This window comes from Bradyrhizobium embrapense, assembly GCF_001189235.2.
Taxonomy (GTDB): Bacteria; Pseudomonadota; Alphaproteobacteria; order Rhizobiales; family Xanthobacteraceae; genus Bradyrhizobium; species Bradyrhizobium embrapense.
This window is the reverse complement of the sequence record NZ_LFIP02000020.1, coordinates 31,306-54,346: the sequence shown is the minus strand read 5'-3', so window position 1 is coordinate 54,346 and position 23,041 is coordinate 31,306. Positions and strand designations below refer to the sequence as shown.

The window sequence follows — 23,041 nt, the reverse complement described above, 5'->3', positions numbered from 1 at the left end:
ATAAACAGGTGTTATCGTACAATTTCGACAAAGGGGCGAAATCAAATCAGCATTCTACATGTAATTGTACTTGGACAGCTGCCCCAAGCAAGGGCGAAAATACTGATTAGCTAGGGATTTCACGGCTTTTCTGACGCGGTTTGGGTGCTTGAGCTTGCGCCAAGACCTGGCGGGGCCTAGGCCCGGCGGGCATGGAAAGCGGGTAGGGCCGAGCGCTGGATATCCAGTGGATTGACGTGAGTAACGAGGCCACCTCAAGCGACCGGTGAAGCGCCATTGCTGCCAATGAGCGTTTGAGAGATTGCGCCGGGGAAGACGCCGAAGAACGTCTCGATCGCCTTGAGACTGGTCTTGACCTAGTCAGGCCCGAAGACGTTTGACCTGGCGCGGGTCGGCAATGAAGACCACAGCCACACACGTTAGCGATGAGATCAGAAAAGCAGCGTCACCCTTGAGAACATCGCCACATCCCTCTCACCGCGGTCGATTTTGGTCTCACCTCGCATGCCGACATCAGCGCCGAGCTCGCCATCGCACCACGGACGGGACTTACCATGAGCTCCGTCTAAACTCTACTCGTTTTCCAACAGCGGCCCAATCGGAAGATCGTTGCTAGTGCGCGCGGGCCTGCTTATTCAACGCAACGCAGGTTTCGTGATCGCGTTCCGAGGGCCGCATGCAAGGCGTAAGCCTCTCACGCATCACAATGCAAAAAAGCAGCAAACCCATTTTAATTGTCAACCTATTGTTGATACATGAGGGCGTTCAGCAACACGGTAGCTAAAGGCGATTGATTCTCGTTTGAACATGCGGTCGCGAATTTGCGCGTCTCGCGGCGCTATTCTGCGCGCTTTTCGCAAGCCAAATCGATACTTCAAATTCATACGACACAACATAGTTGCAAAGCACGCTCACTCATCTGCGGGTTCGCCGCCGCAGAGTAAGATTGTGCTCGTTCTTGCTCCATCGATCGATTGGACCAGCTCCGCTGGCAGACCTGTACATGTGTCTTCTCTCTAGCCTTGAGCCGCTGTCGATGAAAATTCGGATCTCTATTCGTAACCGGCGGCTTCTCAATCATTCCCGCGCAAGCACAAAGTAAAATGATTGTTGGTCAGACAACCGGACCACAGCTAAATAGCCACCCCACAACGCTTGAGTGGCGTCAAGAGCTTCCAGCTCGTATTGCCGGCGCGATCGATCCTGGTTCAGAGATCGTGCTGGAAGTTTGCATTCAGGTGAAGAGAGGTGCGCAGCCTCACCGCATCAGCGCCAGCCGCACGGCAATCGCGCGCTGCGGCACGATTGATAGCATGCTCTAGCTTGCCATTTCTTACACAAGGTTCGGCGCGCTTCAGACAGATTTGTCGCGAAACTACCAGCTCAGGCATCCGGCCACTTAGAGATCGGGAGAGGCCGTGAAACTCCAGCGGGTTTGACGGTCCGGGCGAATGCTAAGTGGTGGTACGAAGCTTGCTTATGGGCAGGACCATGTCCTCTCGGATCGGTGCAACACGTCCGCTTTGTACTGGGCTCAGGACAGGACGCTAGTGAAAGTTAACCAGCATGTCAGGTATCGCTGCCGCTTTTCTCTTGCCTTGGAATAATTCCCATCAGACTGTCTATGATCGGCTGACGCTCATGCTTCCGAAGCTGGCACTCCGCGGACAGGCAGGAGTAGGCGTCGCCGCCTTCATGCACAACAAAGGCATTCGATATAAAAGCGCGTCTCAGCCGTCACGAGAACTCAGTGCGGTCGGCATCGACGAGCGGGACCTGAAGTTCAATCCACATGTTGCCATCGCTCATGTTCGCGGTCGCACTCGCCGCGATGCTAAGAGCGACGATCAACCCGCCCGCAATCGTAGGACCAACACGCATCAATTGGCAATGTTTTTGGACGGAGCGTTAGCAAACGCCCCTGAGGTAAGAGCAGAACTGGTTGCACAAGGTCACACCCTCGGTCGGACGGATGTCGAACCGTTGCCCAAGCTGGTTGAACACATCTGTGAAAGGGATTATTGGCGGCAAGGCTTACGGGTCGACTACGAGAAGGTCTTTCGCGAGATCGATGAGCGCATAGATGGCGCTATCAGTGCGCTTTTGCTGGACGCCGAAGGAAATCTGATTGCGTTTCGCAACAGATATGGTCTGCGTCCGTTGGAGTTCATGCGGACGGACGACGGATTTTTGCTCTTTGCTTCAGAAAATTGCGCCTTTGCCGGGCTTCGAGGCGAGTCAGATCAAATCCTGCCGGGCTACATCAAATATGTGGATGGCAAACGGGGGCATTGCCTCGATCGTCGCGTCAGTGCTTCTCAAGAAACCGCCAAACTATGCGTTTATGAGGCCCTTTACCTCGGAAACCCGGATACGTCTATCGAGGGCCAATCTCATCGCGAAACTCGTTACAATATCGGCTTCTCGCTAGGTGATCTTATTGCGCAACGGATCTGCGCTGAGCAGGACGGAGATCCCGTCATCGTCTCGTCCATGCCTCATACCGGAGGGCCCTATGCTGACGGCTTATTTTCATCTCTGTTAGCACGCGGCGTTAACGTCGAACGACGTGAGGTCATCGAGACGCGGCTCTCTGAGCGAACTCTCATCGGCCCAACCAGTGAGCGCAAGCATCGTATCGCTCGCAAGTATCGGCTCGCTTCGACTGACGTTGGCAGACGCACGATACTCATTGCCGATGAAGCCCTCATTCGTGGCGATACCAGCCTGACCATAACGAATATGCTCCTTGCGGCAGGCGCCGAAGCTGTCCATTGGGGAATCGGTTCGCCACCTATCGTGGCTCCGAACTACTACGGCGTGGATATTGAGGCCATCGATGAACTGGCCTTTTGGCAGGCGTGGAAACGGCTGCCCGCCCAACAGCAGAAGCGAAGCCTGCTGTTCAAAGACATCGAGCCGCATGTTCTCCAATCGCTTGATAGAAGAATCGCCGCCGCGATCAACGCGGCAACTGTGACTTATTTGCCCTTCTCCCGATTGTCCTCGTTGCTGCCGCGGGGGAGCCAGGGAATAGACTTGTCGCCCTTCACATTCGAAATGCCGACTCTTGCAGGTCAAAGCCGCGCCAACAGAGATCTTCATAACCTTGTCGCTGACTACCAGAACGCTGCCTGAGGTCTGAATATCATGAGGCCGGTTCTTGTTTTTGATTGGAATGGCACGTTGCTTGACGATGCCAGCGCACTACTCCAAACGACGAACGCTATCCTGGAACGTTTTGGTCGCCCGGCGATCGATTTATACACCATTCGGGATCATTGCGATGTCCCACTGTCCATCCTTTTCCGAAGCATCGGGATGTCAGAAGCGGAAGTCGCAGCTGTAGATCGCGATGGCAGTGCAATCTTCCATGACACTTACGAGCCGTTGGCCGACAAAGCGGATCTACGCGTGGGGGCGCGCGCAGTACTGGAATGGGTTCGCCAGGAAGCGGCTTCATCCATCATCGTCAGCAACCATATAGTCGCACCTCTTGTTGCTCAATTGCAAAGGCTCGGCATCGATCGCTGCTTCAACGATGTCCTGGCCTTTGAAAGCCGTGCCACGCAGTATAAGACGATGAGTAAAGGGGAGCGTCTCCGGCGATATATGGAGCAAAACGATCTAAAGCCCGAGTCGACCTTCATTATCGGGGATATGCCAGTAGAAACCGATATTGCCCGAAGTCTTGGACTGATCAGCGTAGCCATTACCGGCGGATTTGTTTCTGAGGCGCGCTTACGAGCTGCGAAACCAGACCACATAATCCACAACTATCACGAGCTATTGCCAATCGTTCGGGCGCGTGGGTTTTTCCACTAGGCGGGTAGTGAGGGCGCGGCAACTAATAGTCCAATGCCGGCGAGGGCTCAGGGCTTTGGTCCTGCGTCTATTTCAAGCTTTCGGCCGAGCGCGACCCGACCGAAATGTCTTGGTTGACAATATTACTGGGATTGCCCGTGCTCTAAAGGTCAAAGTCCACGCGCCTCTTGACGACGGCACCTACTGGATCAAGGCCCATCACACGTGGCTTGCGGTTACGGGCGAAGTGAACTGAAACATCCACGATTTGGTCTTTGGTCCCACTCTCAACGATGAAAGCTAGAGCCCGTCACCATCGGCCACCCGGTCGAATTCACAGAACTGCGCTTGGCTTGGGAACGGCAGCAGTTTAATTGACCGCTTGAAGGGCGGACGCGCCTTCCTCCCGGAGCGCTCTCGTTGCGTTGTCATCGTTCACGAATTTCGACACGCTCACCAAACTGACTAGCCAATCGTGTCTCGAATGGCTAGTTCTGTCTCAAGCCCGTAAGGAGAGGATGTCTACCGCCGAAGCGGACGCCTCTTTGGAGCCGGTTTCTCGTGGCCGTGCGGAGGTGTATCCTATTCGCCCCGTGGGGCGGCGAGAGGATCATGCTCGCCTTCACCATCGCCGCCATCGTCCTTGATTTCTAGGAAGGCATTGGCAACGCGGCGACGGTTTACGATGGTCACCGTTTCGTCCGCGAGCGCCACCTGCCAATAGATAGCGCCAGTGTCCAGGCTCATCCGTCCGTAGCCCGGAGCCTCGGCCGCAAATCCGGCCTTGTCCTTGACCTCGTGCTTTGCCAAGCTCATTCGAACGTGCGAAACTTCCTCGAACAGCTCCTCAGTCTTTTTCATGTAGTCCCAGATACCATCCACAAACTTGGGATCAGGGATTTGCTTGAGCTGGTGAGTGTAAAAGCTAGGGGCCGACTTCACGAATTTGTGCCGGCCCTTGGAGACCTCAATTACATTATTCAAGAACTTCTCTTGCTTACTGGGTTTGACTGTAACGTACTCGTCGGCGGTCTTTATGATGTGCTTCGCCTTGGCTCGCCACGTCCGTAGAAACTCATAGACTGAAAAAATCCACATCTGGCTCATGCCGGACAGAAGCATCATTCCGGTAGGCGTTTGGTCCTCCTTGAAATATTCCTCAAGCACGTTCGACTCGATGACGCGAACGACGTCCAAGTCAACAATGGCGATGTTGCGAGCTTGCATCCCAAGCCACACGTCATCGCAAAGGGGGATACCGCTGGACCACTTGAGGAGATCGAACTCTTTTTCGCCCATAGCCTCGAACCAAGTTTGAATCTGCCACTCAAGGGTTGGATCAGCTGATTTCCTCGCCGCGGGCTTTTTCGATGATCGCGGCGCTCATGGGGATTCTGCGGTGATGGCGGACCTATGCTCGACCAAACTGTACGAAATAATTCGAGACTTCCTACCTGCAACCTGAACGATCAACCTGGTCGTAGACAAGCTGGGCTGAATGTTCGGTCATTGCCTTCACCTCGAAGGACCGAAACCGCTAATGTAGGTTCAAATATTCCTCGAACGTGATTACTGACAATCCATTTACCTTTTGATACAGAGACTTTCGACGATCATCCGTCACGATAGTATAGGGTCCGCAACAGGCGATGCCAGCAACACACCATTCAATGCATTGGTCATAGGGGCCTTTTCTTCCGAAGGTGGCGTTGCTTGATTCCGCAAGTGCCGCGGCTGACATGCGATGTTCTTCAGTAACCCGTTTCTTTGGGAAGTCGTGCGCTTTTACTAAAACCGCAGAATCCGGATAAGCTTTCGCGAATTCATTCAGCACACGATTGAAGATAAGGACCTGCTCGTCTTCCAGATCGCCGAGCACGATTTGAGCTTCGTTTCCCGATGCTTCAGACCATAAACGTACTGCTTGCAGGTCGAAAACAAATGGCAAGGGATGTTTAGGCATCCTCTCCGCCTTCGACTTCTATTGCATCCTCGGGCCGCGCTCTTGATGATCGTTGGATATAATCGTCTTGATATTTTGGTTTTATGCCGGACAGTTGGTAGAATTCATAGTCGTCGTAGACGCCACGCGTTTTAGCCTCGCCAAAAACCTCAGCGAACTTGAATCCATACTTTGCGAGTTTGTACTTCCATTCCTCTTGTCGGCGTCCGCCGCCGCCGGCAGAAATCTCGGGATCACCGTTCGACCGAATGAATCGCTGCCAAGCTCCAATCGCGGAAGGCCGGTAAATTTCTAGTTCTACCAAACGAATTACGCTTGCGTGCATCGAGAGCTTCATTGCTTTCGCAAAGCGACTAAGTTGATCGATTTCGAGGGTGGACGAATGAATAAATTTCGCTGATTGCTGCTTTACGAGCGCGGTAGGAGCTAGGAATTCAACGGCAAACTGATTGCAGGCCCGTTCGACGGCGTTGTTGATGACAAATGGGTCAGAGACCCCGCTCATTCCGAGGGCGCAATGAAAGATTTCGTGCGCTAGCGTAAACAAACGCCTTGGGGGAGACTGTTTTCGCGTATTTAAAACTATGACGTCGTAGTGTTTCCCAGTTAGACAAAACCCGACACCGTCCTTTTCGGGGAACGACAATAGCAATACGAAGACATTCAGCGTTTCAATTTGGCGTCTCAACCACGCAAACAAAGTCCGGGCATCTTTGGCCTCAGTTTGTAGCTCGAATGTGAAGCCTAGTCGTTCCCTTAGGTTTTTGGCTGCGGCCGAGACGTTGTTTGTGGTGCCAACTGCGGTTTTAAGGCTCAGCGTAGGTTTTGTGTTGGGAGCCGATTCGTCTGCCTGCAGCTGGATTGACGTAGCGAAGTCCATCCATTGCAACGTTTCACGCGCATATCCCGTGCGCGCAGGCTTGCTCAGCCGGAAGTCCGGAAAGCGCGCCTCTGGAATCGGGACAGTTTCGGCAAAAAGGAAAAAGTCCGGGACAATAAGTTCGCGAGAGAGCTTTTGTAGCAAACCCTCGCTACGCTTCGGTGGAGCTCTCAAAAAGCTGACCAGTTCGGATTCGCTCAAGCCGACTCTGGAGCTAAGTTCCGCACGTGACAAGCCGCGGGCGGTGAGAACCTGTTCGACGTTTTTCTTCAATGATGCCATTGGCGGTCCGGAGATTTCAGCATGACCTTAGGCGATTTTGCCAGCCTCGTGCAACTTGGGGTAGGGCTGCATGCCGGGACGGCTCTCCTGCAGTCAATCACGGAATTGACGGAATCCCCCTTGGAACGGCGGCTTTCCCGACTTCACAGGATTGCAGCCCTGAAGCAGCAATCGGGTCCAGCCGGCCAGGATCTCTATGACCATGCAAGTGACTTGATTGGCGACCTTGAGGTCAAGAAGGTACAATTTTTCAATGAATATAAGGAAGTTGTCGCCGTGAACGGCGGATTCGCAATCACTCTTGCACTCCTTTTAGCAGCAATCGCCTTCTTATCCGGCGCTGAAATCCACATGATCATCGGCCTGTTGGTAACCATTTTTAGCCTCGCTCCGGCATCAGTATCGCTTCTGTTTCTTTGGTCGCGCTGGAGATCAAACACCGAGATGTTGCGCGCTTCCATCGAGAACCTTCATAAGCAGCTGTTCAACGTGGCTTGAGATTGGGAGCGTGCCGGTCAACAATGTTCCTTTTTTGGGGCGAGAACGGCTTTGGCGTTGTGTGACCTGAGCTGGTGAGTCGCAATTGGTGAGTAGGTCGCCTAAACGATTGAAAAATATGCTTGATTGGCGGAGGGGTGTCCTGTCAACTACGCTGAAAGGATTGAGCCTTCTGAAATTTGGTCTACGAAAGCTACGGTCCCGGCCACGGCTAACCGTCGAGGGGCGCCTACGAGCTAAGGTTGGAAGGACGCTCGAAGTATGCTCGTCCGCTGGCAAGGGGTACCGAGACAGCGCGTCAGCGGACGGGTACTTGCGCGGATTTTCGGCTAGGGTGAAGTAGAGGTTCAAGGTTCCGCCGCAGCTCAACCGCCGGCTCGCGTTCTGGAGCTTGGGCGCCTGCCTCCACCGCACGTCTTGCGCCAACAACTATCGCAATCGCGCATCCTTTTTTAGCCGGAAGCCAATTTCCCTTCTAAATCAATTAATTAGATCGATATTTAGAAGTTAAATGCAAGGGTGGGGCCGCAACCCAGATAGTGCGGCTTGAATTTTTTGTCGAAGCGCTGTGAATAGCCGTTAGCGAAGCTCCGGTCCGATGCTCCGATTCGGGTGTAGGCTTCATCACGCAGGAATCAGTTGGGGTACGAGCTTCGGTGATCATTCGGCGGATGCAAGTCGAAGGCGGATTCTTGGACGGGCTTGATCTCCGATTCACCGACGGGCTGAACGTGCTCATTGGTGGTCGAGGGACGGGAAAGTCATCTGTAATCGAGCTTATCCGCTATTGCCTTGATGTTCGCGGCTCTTCCAATGAGGAAGATGCGAAGCAAGCGCGCGAACAAGCTCTTTCCGTTCTTCAAGATGGGCAAGTCACGCTATCCATTGATGATGATGGAAGCGATCTTCTGGTCTCGCGTTCCGCCAATGCCGAGCCCGAAGGGCTAGAACCTGGGTTGACGCGACCGCTCATCTTTTCACAGACGGATGTTGAGTCATTCGGACTCAGCGCACGGGGCCGTCTTAATATCGTTGATTTCTTCTCTGCCGACAGTTCGAGCCACAGGGCGAATGAGCGCAAGCACGTTACCCAAGTCGTGTCTCTCACGACTGAAATTCGCGGGCTACTCCGCGAGGCCGATCAGATATTAGAGCGGCTCTCAGGCATTGGCGCCATCCAGGCCGAACTCGCTCGCGCCGAGGCCAGAGCAGCGGATATGTCCAGAACATCGCTGCAGCTTGAACAGAAGCAGCAGCAGCTTGACGTACTCTCGAGCCAGAGCGCCAATCTAGCAGTTCAATTGGACGCACTGCGACGGGCGCAAGACACCGCTGCCGGCTATCGAGATGCAGTACTCGACACCCATATACTTGGATTTGGTCTTGACGAATGGCCGGAATCGGCTGGTCGAGATCTCCTACAGCCAATACGGAGCAATCTCGCCAAGGCAGAGAAGCATGTCGAAGAAGGGCAAAAGCTGTTAAATGCCGCCGTCGACCAAATCGATACCGTAACTAGAGAGGTAGAGAAGGCCCGTGCCCCCCTTGAGGAACAAGCGCGCGTTATACGGCGTGAAATTGAAGGTTTGAGAGAGGGGGCCGGCGCTGCGGCGAGACAGCTCGCGGGCCTTCGTGAACAGTCTTCTCAGCTCGAGGCTCTGAAGGCGCTGCGCGCGCAGAAACTGGAGCGTGCGAAGGCCGTGCAGAAGCAGCGTCGCAAGATGTTAGATCAGCTCGACTCGCTGCGAGAGGGGCGCTGCACCGAGAGACAGCGCGTTGCAAAGCTATTGACGAGGAGCCTGTCGCCTCTCATTCGCGTACGGATTCGACAATCTGCGGAGTTGGCGGAGTTTATCGGGGCGATCACGAACGCTCTTCGCGGCAGCGGACTTCGATATAACGAGTTGGCACAATCCCTCGCCGGCGCAATGACGCCTCGGGAGCTTGTTGAAGCATCAGAAAACAATGATATCGCTTTTCTAAGTAGGACAGCCAAGATCGCCAGTGACCGCGCGGAGCGAGTTGCGGTGCAATTGCGTGCGGCTGGTGGCGAGTCTATCGTCGGGGTTGCACTAGAAGATGCCGCAGATTTCGAGCTTCTTGACGGCGGCAATTTCAAATCAATGAAGGAACTATCCGTGGGGCAGCGCTGCACTGTTGTCCTCTCTATTCTGCTACAACATCCAGATCGCGTTCTGATAGTCGATCAGCCTGAGGATCACCTGGATAACGCATTCATCGTTGACACGCTCATTGGAGCAGTTCGTCACCGCTCGCGGCAAGGCCAACTAATTTTCACGACGCACAATGCAAATATACCGGTTTTGGGCGAAGCGGCGCGGGTGGTTCGGCTTGGTTCAAATGGGCAACGAGGGTTTGTTGTCCATGCTGGTCCACTGGATGATACGAAATCAGTCGATGGCATCACCAGCATCATGGAAGGCGGCGAGGAGGCTTTCCATAAGCGCGCGATGTTCTACGATCGGCCGCAGCATAAATGACGCCTGAGCAGTTCACCGCACTCATTGCTTCGAAACGATCTGCGGATCGTCGCCTTGCAGGCCGAGAAATTGCACTAAATCCGACCTTGGTCGAGCGGGCCGTGATCGAGGCCGCCTACTACAGCGAGACCGTACCCCAGATCCGACAACAATTTGGATCCGCATTAGAGACGTTGAACGCTAGCATGCCAATGGCGGCTGAGCCAGCCGCCGAGCAGGCTAGGGAAATTTACGATGAAGCATTCCTCAAGGCGATGCGTACAGTTACCGAGCGAGTGCTGCATCAACTAAACCCATTAATCGGCGATATCGAACATGCGGCTGCGCAAGAGGTGCCAGATTTCTTGAATAGCCGAACCAAGACCGCGATTGGTCAGATACAACTGCAAGCAACCGCCATTACCAAACTGTACAATGCCTCGAAGCCTGCCGTGATCGAGGAGTTCGACTTAGCGACAGTTGTTCGCAATTGCTTGCCGCACGACCTCGAACACCAGCGGTGCTTTGTAAGTTTTGCCGGCCCGCAGCCTGCGCTCGTGCAGGGGGATCCGTCGCTCGTAACTATCGCAGTGACTAATGGAATCCGAAACGCGATCGAAGCGTGCCTGCCAATTGCTGGGGAAGATCACAAGCCAGCTATTGTCGTCAACTGGGGTAGAACCGATCGAGACAATTGGGTGTCGATTATCGATGAGGGAATGGGCTTTTCAGGGAGCATCTCTGGCGCATTCGAGATCGGTACCAGTTCAAAAGGACACAGCGGCCACGGACTACCCGCCGCCAAGGCCGCGATGCTGTCGCTTTCGGGCACAATCGAACTCGTTCCGCAGAAAGATAGGGGGTGTACCCTTAATCTTAATTGGCCGATCATTTCCGTTCAAAGCTGAGGTGTCTTTCATGCGTTGCCTTCTGGTTGAGGATGAGCCCGCACGAGTTGCCGCCATCTTACCGGAGCTGAAACGAGTCTTCGGCGACCATGCGGTAGAAGTTGCAGAAGATCGCGATACGGCGGTAGCACGCGTGTCCGAGAGGGCGTTCGACCTCATCGTATTGGATCAACGAATCCCGAGTGCTCCGGGCCAATTAGATCCAGACGTTGTGCATGGTCGTGCGGTGCTGGAACAGGTACGTCAAGTCGCCCCTGATACAGTCGTCTATTTCCTCACAGCACTCCCCATGGGTGATGAGTACGTGGATGAACTCGTCGCTCAGGGACAGCTGTGCGACGTCTTTGGTGATCGGAAACCGACGCCGCTCGTCCGGAGATTCCAAAAATCTACGCTTACCCCATTCTTCGAGGCAGTCGAGCAACTAGCTGCAACAGCGAGAATCACGGACCAAATAGAAATTAATACCAGAGGGGCCGGCATTAAGCTTAGGGACGATGAGGCTCGGCTGGTTCGCTGCTTCGGTCGGCTACAAAGCGGACTATGCGTCGATGTCGAGGTTCTGAATGATGGCCTCTCCGGAGCAAGGGTACTGAAGGCCGAGGTCAAGAACAGCAACGGCGAAGTTCGGATGTCAGCTGTCGGGAAAATTGGCCCGCATGACGCCATTTTAGGCGAGATGAAGCGATACGAACAGGAGGTTGTGCGCTTGCCGGCCGGCACCTATGCCCCGCAACTCCCACCACCTCTTGCACGAGTGGTCGGCCGCAGAGGCGCATTCTACCGCCTCTTGGAGGGGTACGATCACTCGATGTTCGAAGTTCTGCGCATCTCCGATAATGATGCAGCAGTTTGTGCCAATGCTCTTAGGGAGTGCGAGTCAACTTGGGCCAGAAAGCCGAGTGTGAAGCAAGGCTCCATTCTCGAGCTAGTAAAGCTTCTAGTTTGGGAAGATCGTCTGCCGGCGATTCATTCTTTGATTGATGACATTGATTGGAGAGCCTACGAAGCGCGCGAAATAGCGGTGAACATGTGCACTCGCCATGGGGATCTGCACGGAGAGAACGCTCGGGCAAATGCGACACACCATGTCATGTTGTTGGACTATGGCTCGGTCGATCCGCTCCCGAGCGCCATTGACGCGGTCACGCTTGAATTGAGCCCGTTTTTTCATCCTCACGGATATCGCGACATGCTTCGCTGGAGGCCCGGCGACGGGACGATAGATTGGTTTGATCTGAACGCATTCGCGAAACTTTCAACAATCCCTAATTTCATCGCCTCTGCGCGCAAGTGGGCGCATGCTGAAGCGTTTGGCGATCGCGAGGTTCTCGCATGCGCTTATATTTATGTTCTACGTCAACTTCAGTTCCCAAAGACGGATCGTGATCTTGCCCGAGAGATGCTCTCAGGCATAGTTTCCCGTGGGCTTAAGATGTAGTTTTTTCGTCACACCTGCGGACCTTGGATTCATCCTAGCACGCAATAGGTATGTGCGAGATTTTGCGGGCCGAGAAGCATAAGACGAAGCGTCGACTAACGTGCCGAGATTGTAAGACGTTTAAAGTCGATCCGGGAGTGAGCAGTAGGTCATCGCGCCTCGTAGGTTGGCCGCACTGGCGGCCTTGAGGTCGTCCAAGCACATAGCTTGCTAGGTTTCGACGACTCGTAGTCAGTGTTAGCTCCGCCTTTCCATCGCGAACCTGTGTCGCCCCACGTTGCCGGCGACCTTGACTCTACGGCTTAGCCAAACCATGCTGCAACCATTGGGGCTTGGCGACCCCATGATTGTCAAAACGGTTGTGGTTCTTTTTCGTCTGGACGACCACTGCTAGCTCCGCACCGATTTCGGACTTTCCAAACGATTCGTTTAGACAACCGCGTTTCTCGGACAGCGTCGGCGCCGGGGAACGGTAAAATTGATTTGGGCGAGCTACATATGCCGATCGAACTTCATGAGCGATTGTCTGAATTCTCTTACGGGTATGGCGTGACCCGAGAGGTGGAAAAGAGATTGGAATCTGCCGGGCTGTTCACGGTCCCATTTTTGCCGAGCTTGATGCACGAAGCCTCGCTCGGCTTCGATGTCGGATTTGATGTTCAAGGCGCCGCGCTGATGCTCCAATTCAAGCTCGGCCAGGCCCTGCGGCGCTTCGTTCCGGCCCCGCGGCCCAAGCTTGGTCAACCGTTCTGGAGATATCACATTGATACTGCTGAGCCAGATGGTCAGTTCGAGCTGCTTCTAAAGGCTGAACAAGACGGTGCCGACGTTTTCTACGTTGCACCGATCTTCCACGACTGGGAAGAGTATCTGGGCCACTACGAACGTAACGAGGTCCTGGAGAATTCGCTTATTGTAACGCCGGGTGGCATTCGTTCGGTTCTTCAAGGTAACGGCATCTCGGATGGAGCACACAAGATCGTCTATGATGCAACACGTGCCTACGTCTGCTCTCGGCCGCTGCCACTCGCTACCGTGGGTGCTAGGGACATAGCCCATAAAGTAGCGACTCGTTTGGAGGTTCGAAAAATTTCCCTTGGTGAAGTACTGGAGCGAATTCTTGCGGGTTTTGAGCGAAGGGAGGCGGTCCGCCAACCTTTTCGGGATCGGCGGCAAGATTCGGAACGTATTGCTTATCGAATAGCCTCGGACGAGGGCCGGAGCACCGCGCTTCGTCAACAACGATTGAGCAGATTGCGGGCTAGCGGACGGAGCCGGGAAGAAGCCGTTGCTCTTTTGGTGGGAGCAGAGGCATGGTCTATGGGTGCTCAGCTCATCTTCGTGAATCGCAAATAGCGATTAGGGAGACGCAATCATTATCGGCGCGCACTTCGCCTACATGGATTGGCAGCGTCGACCGCATGCCCGAAGCTTTGCTCGCGTTTTCGATGCCTGCTTGGCGCAGAAACTCGGACAGGTTCTTCTTGCAGTAGAGTTTCAGGTTGTCAGCGGCAGCTTCAAATGGAGCTTTAGGTCGGGTGGTATCTTCACGGAGACGGTCGGCCAATCAGCCATGAGCGCCTCCGATAGGAGGCTTTGTGGCTGCTGTATTGGCCGTCATAATTCGCTTTGCGGGAATCTGATCGGCTGACGGACTGATGGGTCACGGCCTCGATCTCGACGCCTGTTGTCGCCCCGCGTCTTTCAGCAAGCTCGGTATCGAACACAGCCATCGGGGAGTGGGCTTGTTGAAGCGTCCGAAAGACGGGAGCTGTGCACGACATTCCTTGCTGGAACTGCGATCTGGAAATGGGGGACAGGTGTGATACCTCCGGCTCAGAGGCTCCTGCGTTGGGCGCTCGCTGCGGGGATTGGGTTCGGATATTGGCGCGGGTTCTTCAGATAACTATCTTAGCAGCGGGTGCCCAGGCGGCAAAAGTCTCAGGTTCGAGCCTTGCTGCTGAATGAACCACGCCTCGCGAGATGTGAAACCGGGGCAAAGTATTTCCACGACGACAGGCCAACGGTGCGATTGGGCAAGCGTTCTTGAATGAAAAAACAAGGCAATGCCCCTCTGGTCAAGCGGTTGCTCAAGCTCTTTGAACACCGGAAGATTGGGTGGAGCGCTAATGACCTGGCTGACCCATGCCAACTGACCGTAGTCCTCGGTTTCCTCAACAACAGCGGTAATCCACGGCGGCCCGTGCTGTATTCCGATGCTAGATGAAATGCCCACCCTGACCATGGCGTAGTGGGCCGGTTGCGGGGATTGATTGCCGAGAGTGCCAAGCAGGAGAACAGGCTTGGAAATCTCCTCGTTAGCCTTGTAGTCGAAATGAGTACGATCACGCTTATCGAGGAAAGAGAACCTGACGTAAAGGTGAGGCGTAGTGGACCGCCGCATGATGTCGCGGATCTCGTAGTCGTGCATCGGCACGGACTGAAAATTGAAGCGCTTGTAGTATTTTCCATCCGGAGCCTGATGTGGACCGATTTGCGACTGGTGGACCGAGATAACGTAGCCATATTTTCCGGTTTCCATATCGATGCGTTCGATCCGGAAGCCATCCATGCGAGGCTGGACCTTCGAGTTCAATATCTGCTCGATCCATTCCTTGGTAATCTTTGGGTCAACAACTCCGTCATCGACCTTTGACGGCTTGCCCGCGCTCTTGTCTTCCTCGATGCCGTAGATGAGCAAGCCGCCCGCGGAATTGGCAAGGGCACTTACATCCTTACATAGCTCGTCCGGTTTACCGCCTTCTCGGGACAACGAAAGGGAGGCCTTATAGTCGAGGGTCAGGCTTTCCTCTATACCTTCATCAACAAGCCGCTGAAGGTCGGCTTTCTTCGACATATTAAGCATGAGCAGTCCTCACGAAATCAACCCTTTGAGCGGCCGACATTCGCCGCCTGCGTGAATCATCGCGTGGCAGTTCGCGCAAACGATGGCGAGGTCGTTAAGAGTTACCTTTCGGCCGGTCTTCGGAGCTTTGTGTAGCGGGATAAGATGATGGACCTGGGCATAACCCTTTCCAACGGCCCCGTAGCGTTTCTCAAAATCAAATCCGCATTTTGGCACTTCGCAAACCAGCTTACCGGTTCTTGCCAGTGCGTCTTCGATCTTGTGACGCCGCATTGAGTCTTCACGACGGCGATGCTGAACGAAACGCTTGCGCTTCTGTCCTTCAAATCCCGCTAGCTCGATATCATCCGCGCTAATACTAACCGGGACGGGCTCCGCGCCGCGGACGATCGTGCATTTTGAAGTGGCAATATCGTACTCGGTAACCGCCCAAAATGCGTCGTCGAGCAGCCTCGCCCGGACGCTCCCGCCATCGCCTTCAACGACTATAACCTTTAGCGGAAGCTGGTGGCTGTAGGCCTACCAAACGCTCTGGTCGAAATCGTCGGAACGTTTGTTCCACGTGCTCGAACCTGGCTCGGTACGATAGGCTCTTTTGCCAGTCCTGTTGACCTCAAAGTAGAGCTGGGAGCCTTTCTGCTTGAGGCCTTTGTACCAGAGGCAGACCACGAAGAATTCGCCGGGCTGCCGGAACGACCAGTTGTAGCAATACTTCGGGTTTGACGCCGCGCGCGCCGCGCCGCCTTTCATGTCGGCCCACTTACCGACATCCATGTCCAGGGATTTCAGGATATCGATTACAAGCGGCTTCTGTGTCGGCCGCAGGTCTTCGCGTGTTTTCATGGCTGGGCGATGATTGATTTGAACCGATCGTAGGTTATTCCGTCCGGCGCAGCGTCCAAGAATGAGCGCATCGCTGCGGCATTCTCGGCGCGCTTCTTCATAGCTTCGTGCTCGACTGCCTTTTGCCTGACGATGCGGGCACCTTGCGGTTCTTCCAACCAAACGTTCTCGACGGCGACGGCCGCAGGCGTTTTGGTCAGGTGATAGGTGTATTTTCCAATCCGTCGAAACGGAAAATCCTGAATGAGAATGTCGCCCGGCGGATTTAAGTGAGGACGTTCGGGTCTCGCTAGGGTCAGATCGGTCTTCCTGCCCTCGTGTTCGAGCCAGGCGTGGGACATGAACACATCGTCGGTTCCGTCGTTGACGTACCCAATCACAGGTATCGTCTTAATGTCCTTTTCCAGAAGGTAGAGGTGGAGAAAGTAAGTGAGCCGGTAGCACATCCCAGTTGCTTCAGACGGGTCAATAAAGTTCGTTATGAGGCGTCGCGCCACGTCGGCGATCTGCTTTTCCTCGGGGGACAGGGCCTCAAGCCATTTTTGGACTTCCGCATGCCGGCGCTTCGCCTGTCCCATGATTCTCAACCCTCAAAAGCTCGATCATAACGCAGGTTGAGATGGCAAAGAAGGCTGCCCTGGTCGAAGAAGCGCAAGGCGGGGCGCCCACGGCTTCCACGGATGAGCAGACCGCTCACATCAAGGCTATGCTTCTCAAAAACTCCTACTGGGGTAGACCATCCGGGACAGGTCCTGGCTGAGCACCCGATATGTGCGGCACGACGTACCTGTATGGAGATTTGCTGCTGAATGACTTCAGCAAGCAATACACGCGCACTTGAACGGGCTGACCTACGTCTTCCGCGTGAAACATCTTTCCGCCACCTCAGGCGCGATCCGTCAGCTCCAGTTTCGCCGCGTCCACCAACTGAAGCAGATAAACCTCAATCTAGGCTACCGGACACGTCGCGTACTGCTGATACCGTAGATTTGGACCGTAGCTTTTCGGCTAACTATCGCGAACCGCAATAATATCAACGCCGTGTAGAGGAAGGGGTGGGATTCGAATCCACGGGCAACCGCTCAACTTCCATGTTCCGTGCTCCGATTCAGTTCACGATTAATGCGATCTTTAACCCGTCGGACTGCAAGAAGTTGCAGCCTCGTTCGGGTCTTGCCACTGATCCTCTTGCTATCGACCTCGAAACTGTAGCGCCACTCGCCGGGGTGCACTTCTCGAATGCTGAATTGGACACCTCTATGTTGCATGAATGCTTTCAACCACGATGACAGACGTTGCAGCTACAGCCGGCGTCGTCGAGCTGCAGATCGCTGTAGGAATTCCTCAATCATGAGAGCGCCGCCTCGACATCGAAGAGGACCGCCGATCCGCTTGGACCGGCGGCCAAGTCAAGGGAGGAAACGCCCGCAAGGGCAGCGGTAGCGAGACTACCGCCTAGGCACCGCCAATCTCTTGGCGGATCTCGAATAAAGGTTTACGAGGAAATCAGAAGAAACCCACCTCTCCCAATGGAGGTGATACGAAGGGGCGATGCGTCACCAGGTAATTCAATTGAGGCTGTACCAAAAGAGAAACTTGCGTACGCAACGTACTGTTTGGGTGTTTTCGTTGTCTCGTTACGTCTTGCACCTGGCTCTGCCAAGCGATTCGCGGATACCTGCTCGCCGTTCGATAGAGTCTCCGACCTCACACTTTGAAATTGGCGGCTAATCGCAAGAAATTCCTAAATAGCACGGGCCCTTGTTGAGTAAGGACTGACTCCGGATGGAACTGCACGCCATGGGTTGGATGATGCCGATGCGACAGGCCCATGATCTCTCCTTCATCTGAGCGGGCTGTCACCATGAGACTCGGCGCGTGTGATTGATCGAGTTCGACCGCTAGAGAATGGTAGCGCCCGACACAAAATGACGACGGGATTTCCTTGAACAACCCACGACCATTGTGTCTTATCAACGAGACTTGGCCGTGCACGGGACGATGTGCACGCACGATCCGTCCGCCGAAAACGCTTCCAATACACTGGTGACCGAGACAGATACCAAGGATTGGGATGCGTCCCGAGAGTTCCCGGACAGCCGCGTTGGATATGCCAGCCTCCCTTGGCGTGCAGGGGCCGGGCGATATGACGATTGCACTAGGCTGGAGCCCACCGAGATCAGCTACGCTAATCGCGTCATTGCGAACCACTTCCGTCTCTGCACCAAGCTTGCGGAAATAGCGCGCAATGTTGAATACGAAAGAATCGTAGTTGTCGATGATGACAATCAAAGTGCACCGGTTGGATCGACACCGAAGGCTTGGAACAGTCGTTCTGCCTTGGCAAGCGTCTCTTCATATTCGGCTTCAGGATCCGACATCGCCGTTATTCCGCCGCCTGCGTGAAACACAGCCGCGTCATCGTCGATCACGACAGTGCGGATCGCAATGCTCGTGTCCATGTATCCATCGAATCCGATGAAGCCGATCGCCCCGCAATAGACCTCTCGTGCCGCTTTTTCGATGTCCGCAATGATTTCCATTGCTCGCACCTTTGGAACGCCGGTCACCGAGCCGCCCGGAAAGCAGGCGCGAAGCAGACTGACGGCGTCTTGGTCTGCGCGCAGCGCGCCTGCGACCACCGACACAAGATGGTGCACGGAGGCATAGGATTCCAAGTTGCAAAGAGCTGAAACTTCGACGGAATCGTCGGTACAAACGCGTGACAGATCGTTGCGCAGCAGGTCGACGATCATAATATTCTCGGCGCGATCCTTCTCGGACGCGAGAAGGAGCTCGGCACGGTGCATATCTTCCGCGGCATCCGCGGAGCGTGCGATTGTGCCCTTGATCGGCCGTGTTTCGACCTGCCGGCCCTCGAGCCGCAGAAATCGCTCAGGAGAGCTCGATGCGATCGTCAGCGCGTCATATCGTAGGAGGGCTGCAAACGGGGCTGGGTTCAAAGAGCGGAGCTGGCAATAAAAGGTGAGCGGATCGAACAGGGGGGAGACCTTGGCACTGAAGCGTTGTGCGATGTTCGCCTGGAATATATCTCCAGCCAGGATTAAATCGATGACACGCTGGATGGCCGCTTTGAACCCTTCACGGCTAAAATTCGAATGCCATTGGCCTGTGGTGCTGGGGATCACAATCCGCGGCGACTTTGGCCTGGCAAGCAGTGCCGCAACCTCATCGGCGCGACGACGTGCGCGCTCGGCCCGTCGAGTGGACTCCTGCTCCGGCCAGCCGGTCGAGACGATCCAACACTTCTGATCGCGGTGATCGAAGCTGATCACTACATCATAAAAATGCAGTATTGACTGAGGTAACCCGAGACCCGCAATTGACGGTGCCGGCAACTCCTCCAATGTTCGGTTCAGATCGTAGGCAAGAAAGCCGGCTGCGCCGCCCTGGAATGGGGGAAGATCCGGGCGATGCGCTTCTTTGTATCTGGCAAGTAGCTCGCGGAGGGCCTCCCATGGATTCCCTATAAGTGCCTGTCCATTCCAACTTGCCTGTCCATCGGCGACGAAATAGGTACCGAACGGCTCGCAAGCCAGGTATGAGTAACGTCCGAGCAGCTCATGCTCTGCGGCGCTATCGAGAAAGGTAAGCTGCGGCCGCTGCGCAAGGCAGCGCAGCGCCTTGATCGGCTCGATCCATGGCAACTCGCAGACGTGCATAGGCTATCTGCTACGACGACCGGCAGGTCGTGAGGTTCGCGCCCAATTGCCATCCCAACGAGGGCTATTTCCGCCCGACACGTACAAAGTCCTGTACCTGATCATCGAGCTACTCACGACCAACCGGTCCGCTGCGCCGAGCGACTTGCCCTAGGCCTGCCGTTCCAGCGAAATGTACGTCTGTCGACAACTCATAGTCAGCGGCAAAGCGCGACTCCCGGAGCGGCCGTACGCATCGGATCGCTTCTTGATATAAATGGTGCGCTTTGTACGCAGCGAGATCCGCCTCACTGTCGAATTCACCATACACCACGACATCGATATCATTGCCGAGCTGGTCGCTCTTGCGGTTGCGGGCAATCTCGAGCCGGCGCGCATAGGTGATCGAGGTGAGAACCGATAGACCTTCGATGATTCGGTCGAGGTCGGCTTTTTCCTTGGCTGTGAAGAAGACGATATGACGGATCATGGTGGCCGCAAAAGTGACGCCGCAACTTTGTCCCGTTCTTATCTCGGGATTTAGCCCGAGGCAATGCTGACGGGCTTCGATAGCTGGAGCGGTCTTTGACATCGATAATGCCACGAATGTGCAGCAGAACTCGCACTCGAGCAGGATCTGAGAATTGTCATGCCCAATGGTCTGCGCGTAGCTTACGTATAAAGGTGATCGAGGTAGCGCGCTCTGAGCTTTTGCAAGGGCGCTGCTCGTGACCTCAACATCGAACAATGTCGGGATTCGTTCCGTTGGAAAAGAGACACTGGGTGCGTAACAACCAACACCCAGCGAGGAGTCGATGTGTTATTTGCAGGATCATCGTGATTGATTGCGCAAAATCTGTCGGGGCTGCCCGCTATCGATAAACTCGCGTGCTCAGGTCAAACGCGCAAAAATCCCCCTAGAGTCACGGCCAATACGCCCCCGATCGGCTACTTTCCGAGACATCAGGTGAAATCACTCCACAATCGCACCGCTGTCGCTCGAGGCGTACCGTTCTGCGTCTATTGGGATACACCCAGCGGCCCGTGAACGTCTCCGTCCGATTCGGACAATATTTCCGCGCCGATAACAATCTTAACCTGCCACAACGCATCAAGCGCAGCTCTAGGAGGGGGCTGTCGTGCCGGCCGACCGTCTATAATTCGATGTAACAAATCCGCATTCGGAGCTTTTTGAGACGGGTCGGCGGACGCCAATCACGACGGGCATCTCGCGTATATCGCACTGCTGTTTCGACGTTGAGGGGGAGGCGATGCACGCAGCAGCGTCGATGAGCAGCCGTTGGTAGATCCGGAAGTTGAGGGCACCGGCGTCAACGACTTGCGAAGAGTAAGCGGTCTTTGCGCCGGCGCCCGCTGCATAGAATGGAGAACGAGGTGGGCACAACGCTTGACAAAAGATCAAGATCGGCGAGCCAGCAGCGGATCGTGGTCACGGCTACAGGCGCCGGCGTCGGAAAGACCGTGTTCTGCGCAGGGCTCGTCAATCTCCTTGGCGCCAGGTTCTGGAAGCCGATTCAGGCCGGCCTCGAAGGAGAGACGGACACCGAGTGCGTTGCTCGGCTTGCCAGTCTTCCGCCGGATCGCATTGTGCCTGAGGGGTACCGACTGCAAACGACCGCTTGGCCACACTGTTCCGCGGAAATCGACTAGGCTCGCATTAAGCCGGAATTGCTGGACGTGCCGGACACCGGAGGACAGCCGCTCGTGATCGAGGGGACCGGCGGACTCATGGAGCCGCTGAATTGTGGTTCGCTTTACATTGACCTCTTGGAGAGGTGGCGAATTCCTATAGTGCTGTGCACCAGTACAACTGCGAGTAGAATCAATTGTTCATTGCTCTCCATAGAGGCGATCCGAAGGCGCCAGATCGACATTCTTGGAGTCGCCTTGATTGGCGAAAAGAACCCGGATGCCGTGAGAGCGATTTGCGAGATTGGACGGGTGCGGTGGTTGGGGCGACTGCCATGGATTGCGCCCCTGTCGGCGGATAGCCTGGAAGCTGCATTCAAGGCCTCCTTCTTGCGTGACGATTTCAAGTGATAATGCGCGGTCCGCGTCGTGTAAGGCGCTTTCTCGCATGCAGGCCAAACGAGCGGTCGCCTGAACGCGGGGGTTCGACCAACAAGCAGGAAGAGCGCAGGTTTCCAGCACATGAGGGGCGAGAGGAGCGGCAAGCCGAGATCGCGTCTTGTTGTATTCTCCAAACCGCGCAGCTTGCCGAGAAGGACCAACCAGCCTGCACGAGCCTAGCGCGGACGGGGGAATGGTAGCGGCGCAGCGACCTTTGCGGGCGCCGCGGGCGGAGCCCGGCGCGAGGGATCGGGACAGAAGGCCAGGGCGGAAGGCCCGGCGCGCGCAGCACGTAGAGCTAGGTTGCTTGCGATGCGCCCAAAAATCGTCACGTGAAGCTGCCGTCTTTCCTAGGCCGAACCCGGAGATCATTGATTGCTAGCTGGCTGTGCTGCCGTCTATAGCCGAGAGCGGTGAAGTCCGGCAGGTCGTCAATCTGACGATGCTGGCCTAGAAATCCCAATCTTCCATTTGCGACGGCCGGACGGCAAGTGTAACCTCAAGTTGTTACAACTCGTCAATTTCATCCTCCCGCAAATGGAGACTGCCAGTGAATAGTATTGATCATTATCCTGGGCTGAAGGCTCAACTCGACCCTAAGGGCAAGGTGAGCAAGGTCGAAACGCAAGAACGCGGAGGCCAAACATATGTCCGCGTCACCCAGCACTTTGCCGATCACGAAGGAGGCCAATATCTCTTTAAGATGGCGGCGCAAAATGCGGACTGATTGCTGTCGACAATGCGTAGAGTTCCCATCCGAAGGAGCGGTAATTCAAGCCGCAATTAGTTACAGCGGCACGATGAGCGACAGCGATCATGCAAAGGTCGCTCAAGAGGCGATTGACCAAGTCGATAAATTCAAGACTGGAGATGGACCAGATCATGGAAACCTGGCGTGCATGTGGGCCTGTCGACATGTTGTGTATTTCGCCGCGAATGTCTGGATCACGAAGAGCGATGGCACAGCGACCTTCTATGATGTCTTTAAAGAGGCGGTATGAAGGCCGAAAAAGCTGACAATCTTCCGCCGGGGGCGTTGATTATCTCGCCGACGACCAGCAAAGCTGTTGGTCATGTAGGTATTCTGGGCGCGGGCAAAGGTGGCGATCGCCTCGTCTATTCAAGTCGCAGCCCTTCGCATAGAGATCCTGTTGCGCGATGGAAGCAGAATTACACTGTCATATCGTTTACTGACGCCCATAGCGCGGTAGGTTTACGGACGTACTTCTACCGCCTGCCGATGGTCGGTCCAGCTGTGTCGTGATGCTGTTGACCAAGCGAACCATGGCATTCGCCAGAATCGTTTGTGGTTTGTTCGGTGAT

Annotated in this window: 20 protein-coding genes and 1 pseudogene; 11 read left to right on the top strand and 10 right to left on the bottom strand. The window is 55.1% G+C overall.

The window, feature by feature from the left end:
• The first annotated feature begins 1,566 nt into the window (after nucleotides 1-1,566).
• Both AKN83_RS37435 and AKN83_RS37430 read left to right on the top strand, forming a co-directional pair.
• Nucleotides 1,567-3,138: an amidophosphoribosyltransferase gene (locus AKN83_RS37435; protein ID WP_244522238.1), complete on the top strand. Its 1,572-nt coding sequence runs from the start codon at nucleotides 1,567-1,569 to the stop codon at nucleotides 3,136-3,138.
• A 12-nt stretch (nucleotides 3,139-3,150) separates the two neighbouring features.
• Nucleotides 3,151-3,825 (top strand): HAD family hydrolase, encoded by a 675-nt coding sequence (locus AKN83_RS37430; RefSeq protein ID WP_050400013.1) that lies wholly within the window; start codon nucleotides 3,151-3,153, stop codon nucleotides 3,823-3,825.
• A 561-nt stretch (nucleotides 3,826-4,386) separates the two neighbouring features.
• On the opposite strand, the gene AKN83_RS37425 is transcribed toward AKN83_RS37430, so the two are convergent.
• From AKN83_RS37425 to AKN83_RS37420, 3 genes are all read right to left on the bottom strand, one after another.
• Nucleotides 4,387-5,103 (bottom strand): hypothetical protein, encoded by a 717-nt coding sequence (locus tag AKN83_RS37425; protein WP_050400014.1) that lies wholly within the window; start codon nucleotides 5,101-5,103, stop codon nucleotides 4,387-4,389.
• Nucleotides 5,104-5,341: 238 nt separating this feature from the next.
• Entirely contained in the window at nucleotides 5,342-5,767 is a 426-nt protein-coding gene (locus AKN83_RS40340; protein ID WP_157113763.1) for a hypothetical protein, read from the bottom strand.
• On the bottom strand, nucleotides 5,760-6,929 hold the full coding sequence (locus AKN83_RS37420; protein ID WP_050400015.1) for an ImmA/IrrE family metallo-endopeptidase: 1,170 nt from the start codon (nucleotides 6,927-6,929) through the stop codon (nucleotides 5,760-5,762). Before AKN83_RS37420 ends, AKN83_RS40340 begins: the two co-directional genes overlap by 8 nt.
• 21 nt (nucleotides 6,930-6,950) lie before the next feature.
• Here AKN83_RS37420 and AKN83_RS37415 point away from each other — a divergent pair, with 21 nt between their 5' ends.
• The 5 genes from AKN83_RS37415 to AKN83_RS37395 all read left to right on the top strand — a co-directional run bounded on the left by AKN83_RS37415 (nucleotide 6,951) and on the right by AKN83_RS37395 (nucleotide 13,612).
• On the top strand, nucleotides 6,951-7,427 hold the full coding sequence (locus AKN83_RS37415) for a hypothetical protein (protein ID WP_050400017.1): 477 nt from the start codon (nucleotides 6,951-6,953) through the stop codon (nucleotides 7,425-7,427).
• 656 nt (nucleotides 7,428-8,083) lie between these two features.
• Complete coding sequence (locus AKN83_RS37410; protein ID WP_063695732.1) at nucleotides 8,084-9,928, top strand: AAA family ATPase; 1,845 nt, start codon at nucleotides 8,084-8,086, stop codon at nucleotides 9,926-9,928.
• The gene (locus AKN83_RS40815) at nucleotides 9,925-10,815 is read left to right on the top strand and encodes a HAMP domain-containing histidine kinase (RefSeq protein ID WP_172803679.1); all 891 of its coding nucleotides are present in this window, start codon (nucleotides 9,925-9,927) and stop codon (nucleotides 10,813-10,815) included. Before AKN83_RS37410 ends, AKN83_RS40815 begins: the two co-directional genes overlap by 4 nt.
• Before the next feature lie 10 nt (nucleotides 10,816-10,825).
• On the top strand, nucleotides 10,826-12,256 hold the full coding sequence (locus tag AKN83_RS37400) for a response regulator (RefSeq protein ID WP_172803678.1): 1,431 nt from the start codon (nucleotides 10,826-10,828) through the stop codon (nucleotides 12,254-12,256).
• A gap of 498 nt (nucleotides 12,257-12,754) precedes the next feature.
• Complete coding sequence (locus tag AKN83_RS37395; RefSeq protein WP_050400023.1) at nucleotides 12,755-13,612, top strand: hypothetical protein; 858 nt, start codon at nucleotides 12,755-12,757, stop codon at nucleotides 13,610-13,612.
• A gap of 550 nt (nucleotides 13,613-14,162) precedes the next feature.
• On the opposite strand, the gene AKN83_RS37390 is transcribed toward AKN83_RS37395, so the two are convergent.
• From AKN83_RS37390 to AKN83_RS37370, 7 genes are all read right to left on the bottom strand, one after another.
• Nucleotides 14,163-15,122 (bottom strand): AlbA family DNA-binding domain-containing protein, encoded by a 960-nt coding sequence (locus tag AKN83_RS37390; protein WP_050400025.1) that lies wholly within the window; start codon nucleotides 15,120-15,122, stop codon nucleotides 14,163-14,165.
• Nucleotides 15,123-15,131: 9 nt separating this feature from the next.
• Nucleotides 15,132-15,395: an HNH endonuclease gene (locus AKN83_RS42220; protein ID WP_083992419.1), complete on the bottom strand. Its 264-nt coding sequence runs from the start codon at nucleotides 15,393-15,395 to the stop codon at nucleotides 15,132-15,134.
• 246 nt (nucleotides 15,396-15,641) lie between these two features.
• Nucleotides 15,642-15,965: a hypothetical protein gene (locus AKN83_RS37385; RefSeq protein WP_050400026.1), complete on the bottom strand. Its 324-nt coding sequence runs from the start codon at nucleotides 15,963-15,965 to the stop codon at nucleotides 15,642-15,644.
• Nucleotides 15,962-16,543 (bottom strand): hypothetical protein, encoded by a 582-nt coding sequence (locus AKN83_RS37380; RefSeq protein ID WP_050400028.1) that lies wholly within the window; start codon nucleotides 16,541-16,543, stop codon nucleotides 15,962-15,964. Before AKN83_RS37380 ends, AKN83_RS37385 begins: the two co-directional genes overlap by 4 nt.
• Before the next feature lie 1,129 nt (nucleotides 16,544-17,672).
• Nucleotides 17,673-18,257: an anthranilate synthase component II gene (locus tag AKN83_RS39190; RefSeq protein WP_083992417.1), complete on the bottom strand. Its 585-nt coding sequence runs from the start codon at nucleotides 18,255-18,257 to the stop codon at nucleotides 17,673-17,675.
• Nucleotides 18,254-19,648, bottom strand: a complete 1,395-nt coding sequence (gene pabB / locus AKN83_RS37375; RefSeq protein WP_050400030.1) for an aminodeoxychorismate synthase component I — start codon at nucleotides 19,646-19,648, stop codon at nucleotides 18,254-18,256. Before pabB ends, AKN83_RS39190 begins: the two co-directional genes overlap by 4 nt.
• Nucleotides 19,649-19,757: 109 nt before the next feature.
• Nucleotides 19,758-20,117, bottom strand: a complete 360-nt coding sequence (locus AKN83_RS37370; protein ID WP_050400031.1) for a Dabb family protein — start codon at nucleotides 20,115-20,117, stop codon at nucleotides 19,758-19,760.
• Between the two features lie 893 nt (nucleotides 20,118-21,010).
• On the opposite strand from AKN83_RS37370, the pseudogene AKN83_RS37365 reads away from it, so the two are divergent.
• The 4 genes and pseudogenes from AKN83_RS37365 to AKN83_RS40330 all read left to right on the top strand — a co-directional run bounded on the left by AKN83_RS37365 (nucleotide 21,011) and on the right by AKN83_RS40330 (nucleotide 22,982).
• Nucleotides 21,011-21,688 (top strand): annotated as a pseudogene (locus AKN83_RS37365) (dethiobiotin synthase).
• Nucleotides 21,689-22,268: 580 nt separating this feature from the next.
• Nucleotides 22,269-22,445 carry a hypothetical protein gene (locus AKN83_RS40335; RefSeq protein WP_157113762.1) on the top strand — a complete coding sequence of 59 codons (177 nt, stop codon included), beginning with the start codon at nucleotides 22,269-22,271 and terminating at the stop codon, nucleotides 22,443-22,445.
• A 73-nt stretch (nucleotides 22,446-22,518) separates the two neighbouring features.
• Complete coding sequence (locus AKN83_RS37355; protein WP_050400035.1) at nucleotides 22,519-22,719, top strand: hypothetical protein; 201 nt, start codon at nucleotides 22,519-22,521, stop codon at nucleotides 22,717-22,719.
• Complete coding sequence (locus AKN83_RS40330; RefSeq protein ID WP_157113761.1) at nucleotides 22,716-22,982, top strand: hypothetical protein; 267 nt, start codon at nucleotides 22,716-22,718, stop codon at nucleotides 22,980-22,982. The genes AKN83_RS37355 and AKN83_RS40330 overlap by 4 nt, the downstream gene beginning before the upstream one ends.
• The last annotated feature ends 59 nt before the right edge of the window (nucleotides 22,983-23,041 follow it).

Coding starts and splice junctions, on each gene's coding strand:
- AKN83_RS37395 (WP_050400023.1), top strand. CDS start 12,755: ATGCCGATCGAACTTCATGAGCGATTGTCTGAATTCTCTTACGGGTAT.
- AKN83_RS37415 (WP_050400017.1), top strand. CDS start 6,951: ATGACCTTAGGCGATTTTGCCAGCCTCGTGCAACTTGGGGTAGGGCTG.
- AKN83_RS37370 (WP_050400031.1), bottom strand. CDS start 20,117: ATGATCCGTCATATCGTCTTCTTCACAGCCAAGGAAAAAGCCGACCTC.
- AKN83_RS40815 (WP_172803679.1), top strand. CDS start 9,925: ATGACGCCTGAGCAGTTCACCGCACTCATTGCTTCGAAACGATCTGCG.
- AKN83_RS37425 (WP_050400014.1), bottom strand. CDS start 5,103: ATGGGCGAAAAAGAGTTCGATCTCCTCAAGTGGTCCAGCGGTATCCCC.
- AKN83_RS40340 (WP_157113763.1), bottom strand. CDS start 5,767: ATGCCTAAACATCCCTTGCCATTTGTTTTCGACCTGCAAGCAGTACGT.
- pabB (WP_050400030.1), bottom strand. CDS start 19,648: ATGCACGTCTGCGAGTTGCCATGGATCGAGCCGATCAAGGCGCTGCGC.
- AKN83_RS37380 (WP_050400028.1), bottom strand. CDS start 16,543: ATGGGACAGGCGAAGCGCCGGCATGCGGAAGTCCAAAAATGGCTTGAG.
- AKN83_RS37355 (WP_050400035.1), top strand. CDS start 22,519: ATGAGCGACAGCGATCATGCAAAGGTCGCTCAAGAGGCGATTGACCAA.
- AKN83_RS37420 (WP_050400015.1), bottom strand. CDS start 6,929: ATGGCATCATTGAAGAAAAACGTCGAACAGGTTCTCACCGCCCGCGGC.
- AKN83_RS37390 (WP_050400025.1), bottom strand. CDS start 15,122: ATGCTTAATATGTCGAAGAAAGCCGACCTTCAGCGGCTTGTTGATGAA.
- AKN83_RS37400 (WP_172803678.1), top strand. CDS start 10,826: ATGCGTTGCCTTCTGGTTGAGGATGAGCCCGCACGAGTTGCCGCCATC.
- AKN83_RS37435 (WP_244522238.1), top strand. CDS start 1,567: ATGTCAGGTATCGCTGCCGCTTTTCTCTTGCCTTGGAATAATTCCCAT.
- AKN83_RS37385 (WP_050400026.1), bottom strand. CDS start 15,965: ATGAAAACACGCGAAGACCTGCGGCCGACACAGAAGCCGCTTGTAATC.
- AKN83_RS42220 (WP_083992419.1), bottom strand. CDS start 15,395: ATGCGGCGTCACAAGATCGAAGACGCACTGGCAAGAACCGGTAAGCTG.
- AKN83_RS37430 (WP_050400013.1), top strand. CDS start 3,151: ATGAGGCCGGTTCTTGTTTTTGATTGGAATGGCACGTTGCTTGACGAT.
- AKN83_RS40330 (WP_157113761.1), top strand. CDS start 22,716: ATGAAGGCCGAAAAAGCTGACAATCTTCCGCCGGGGGCGTTGATTATC.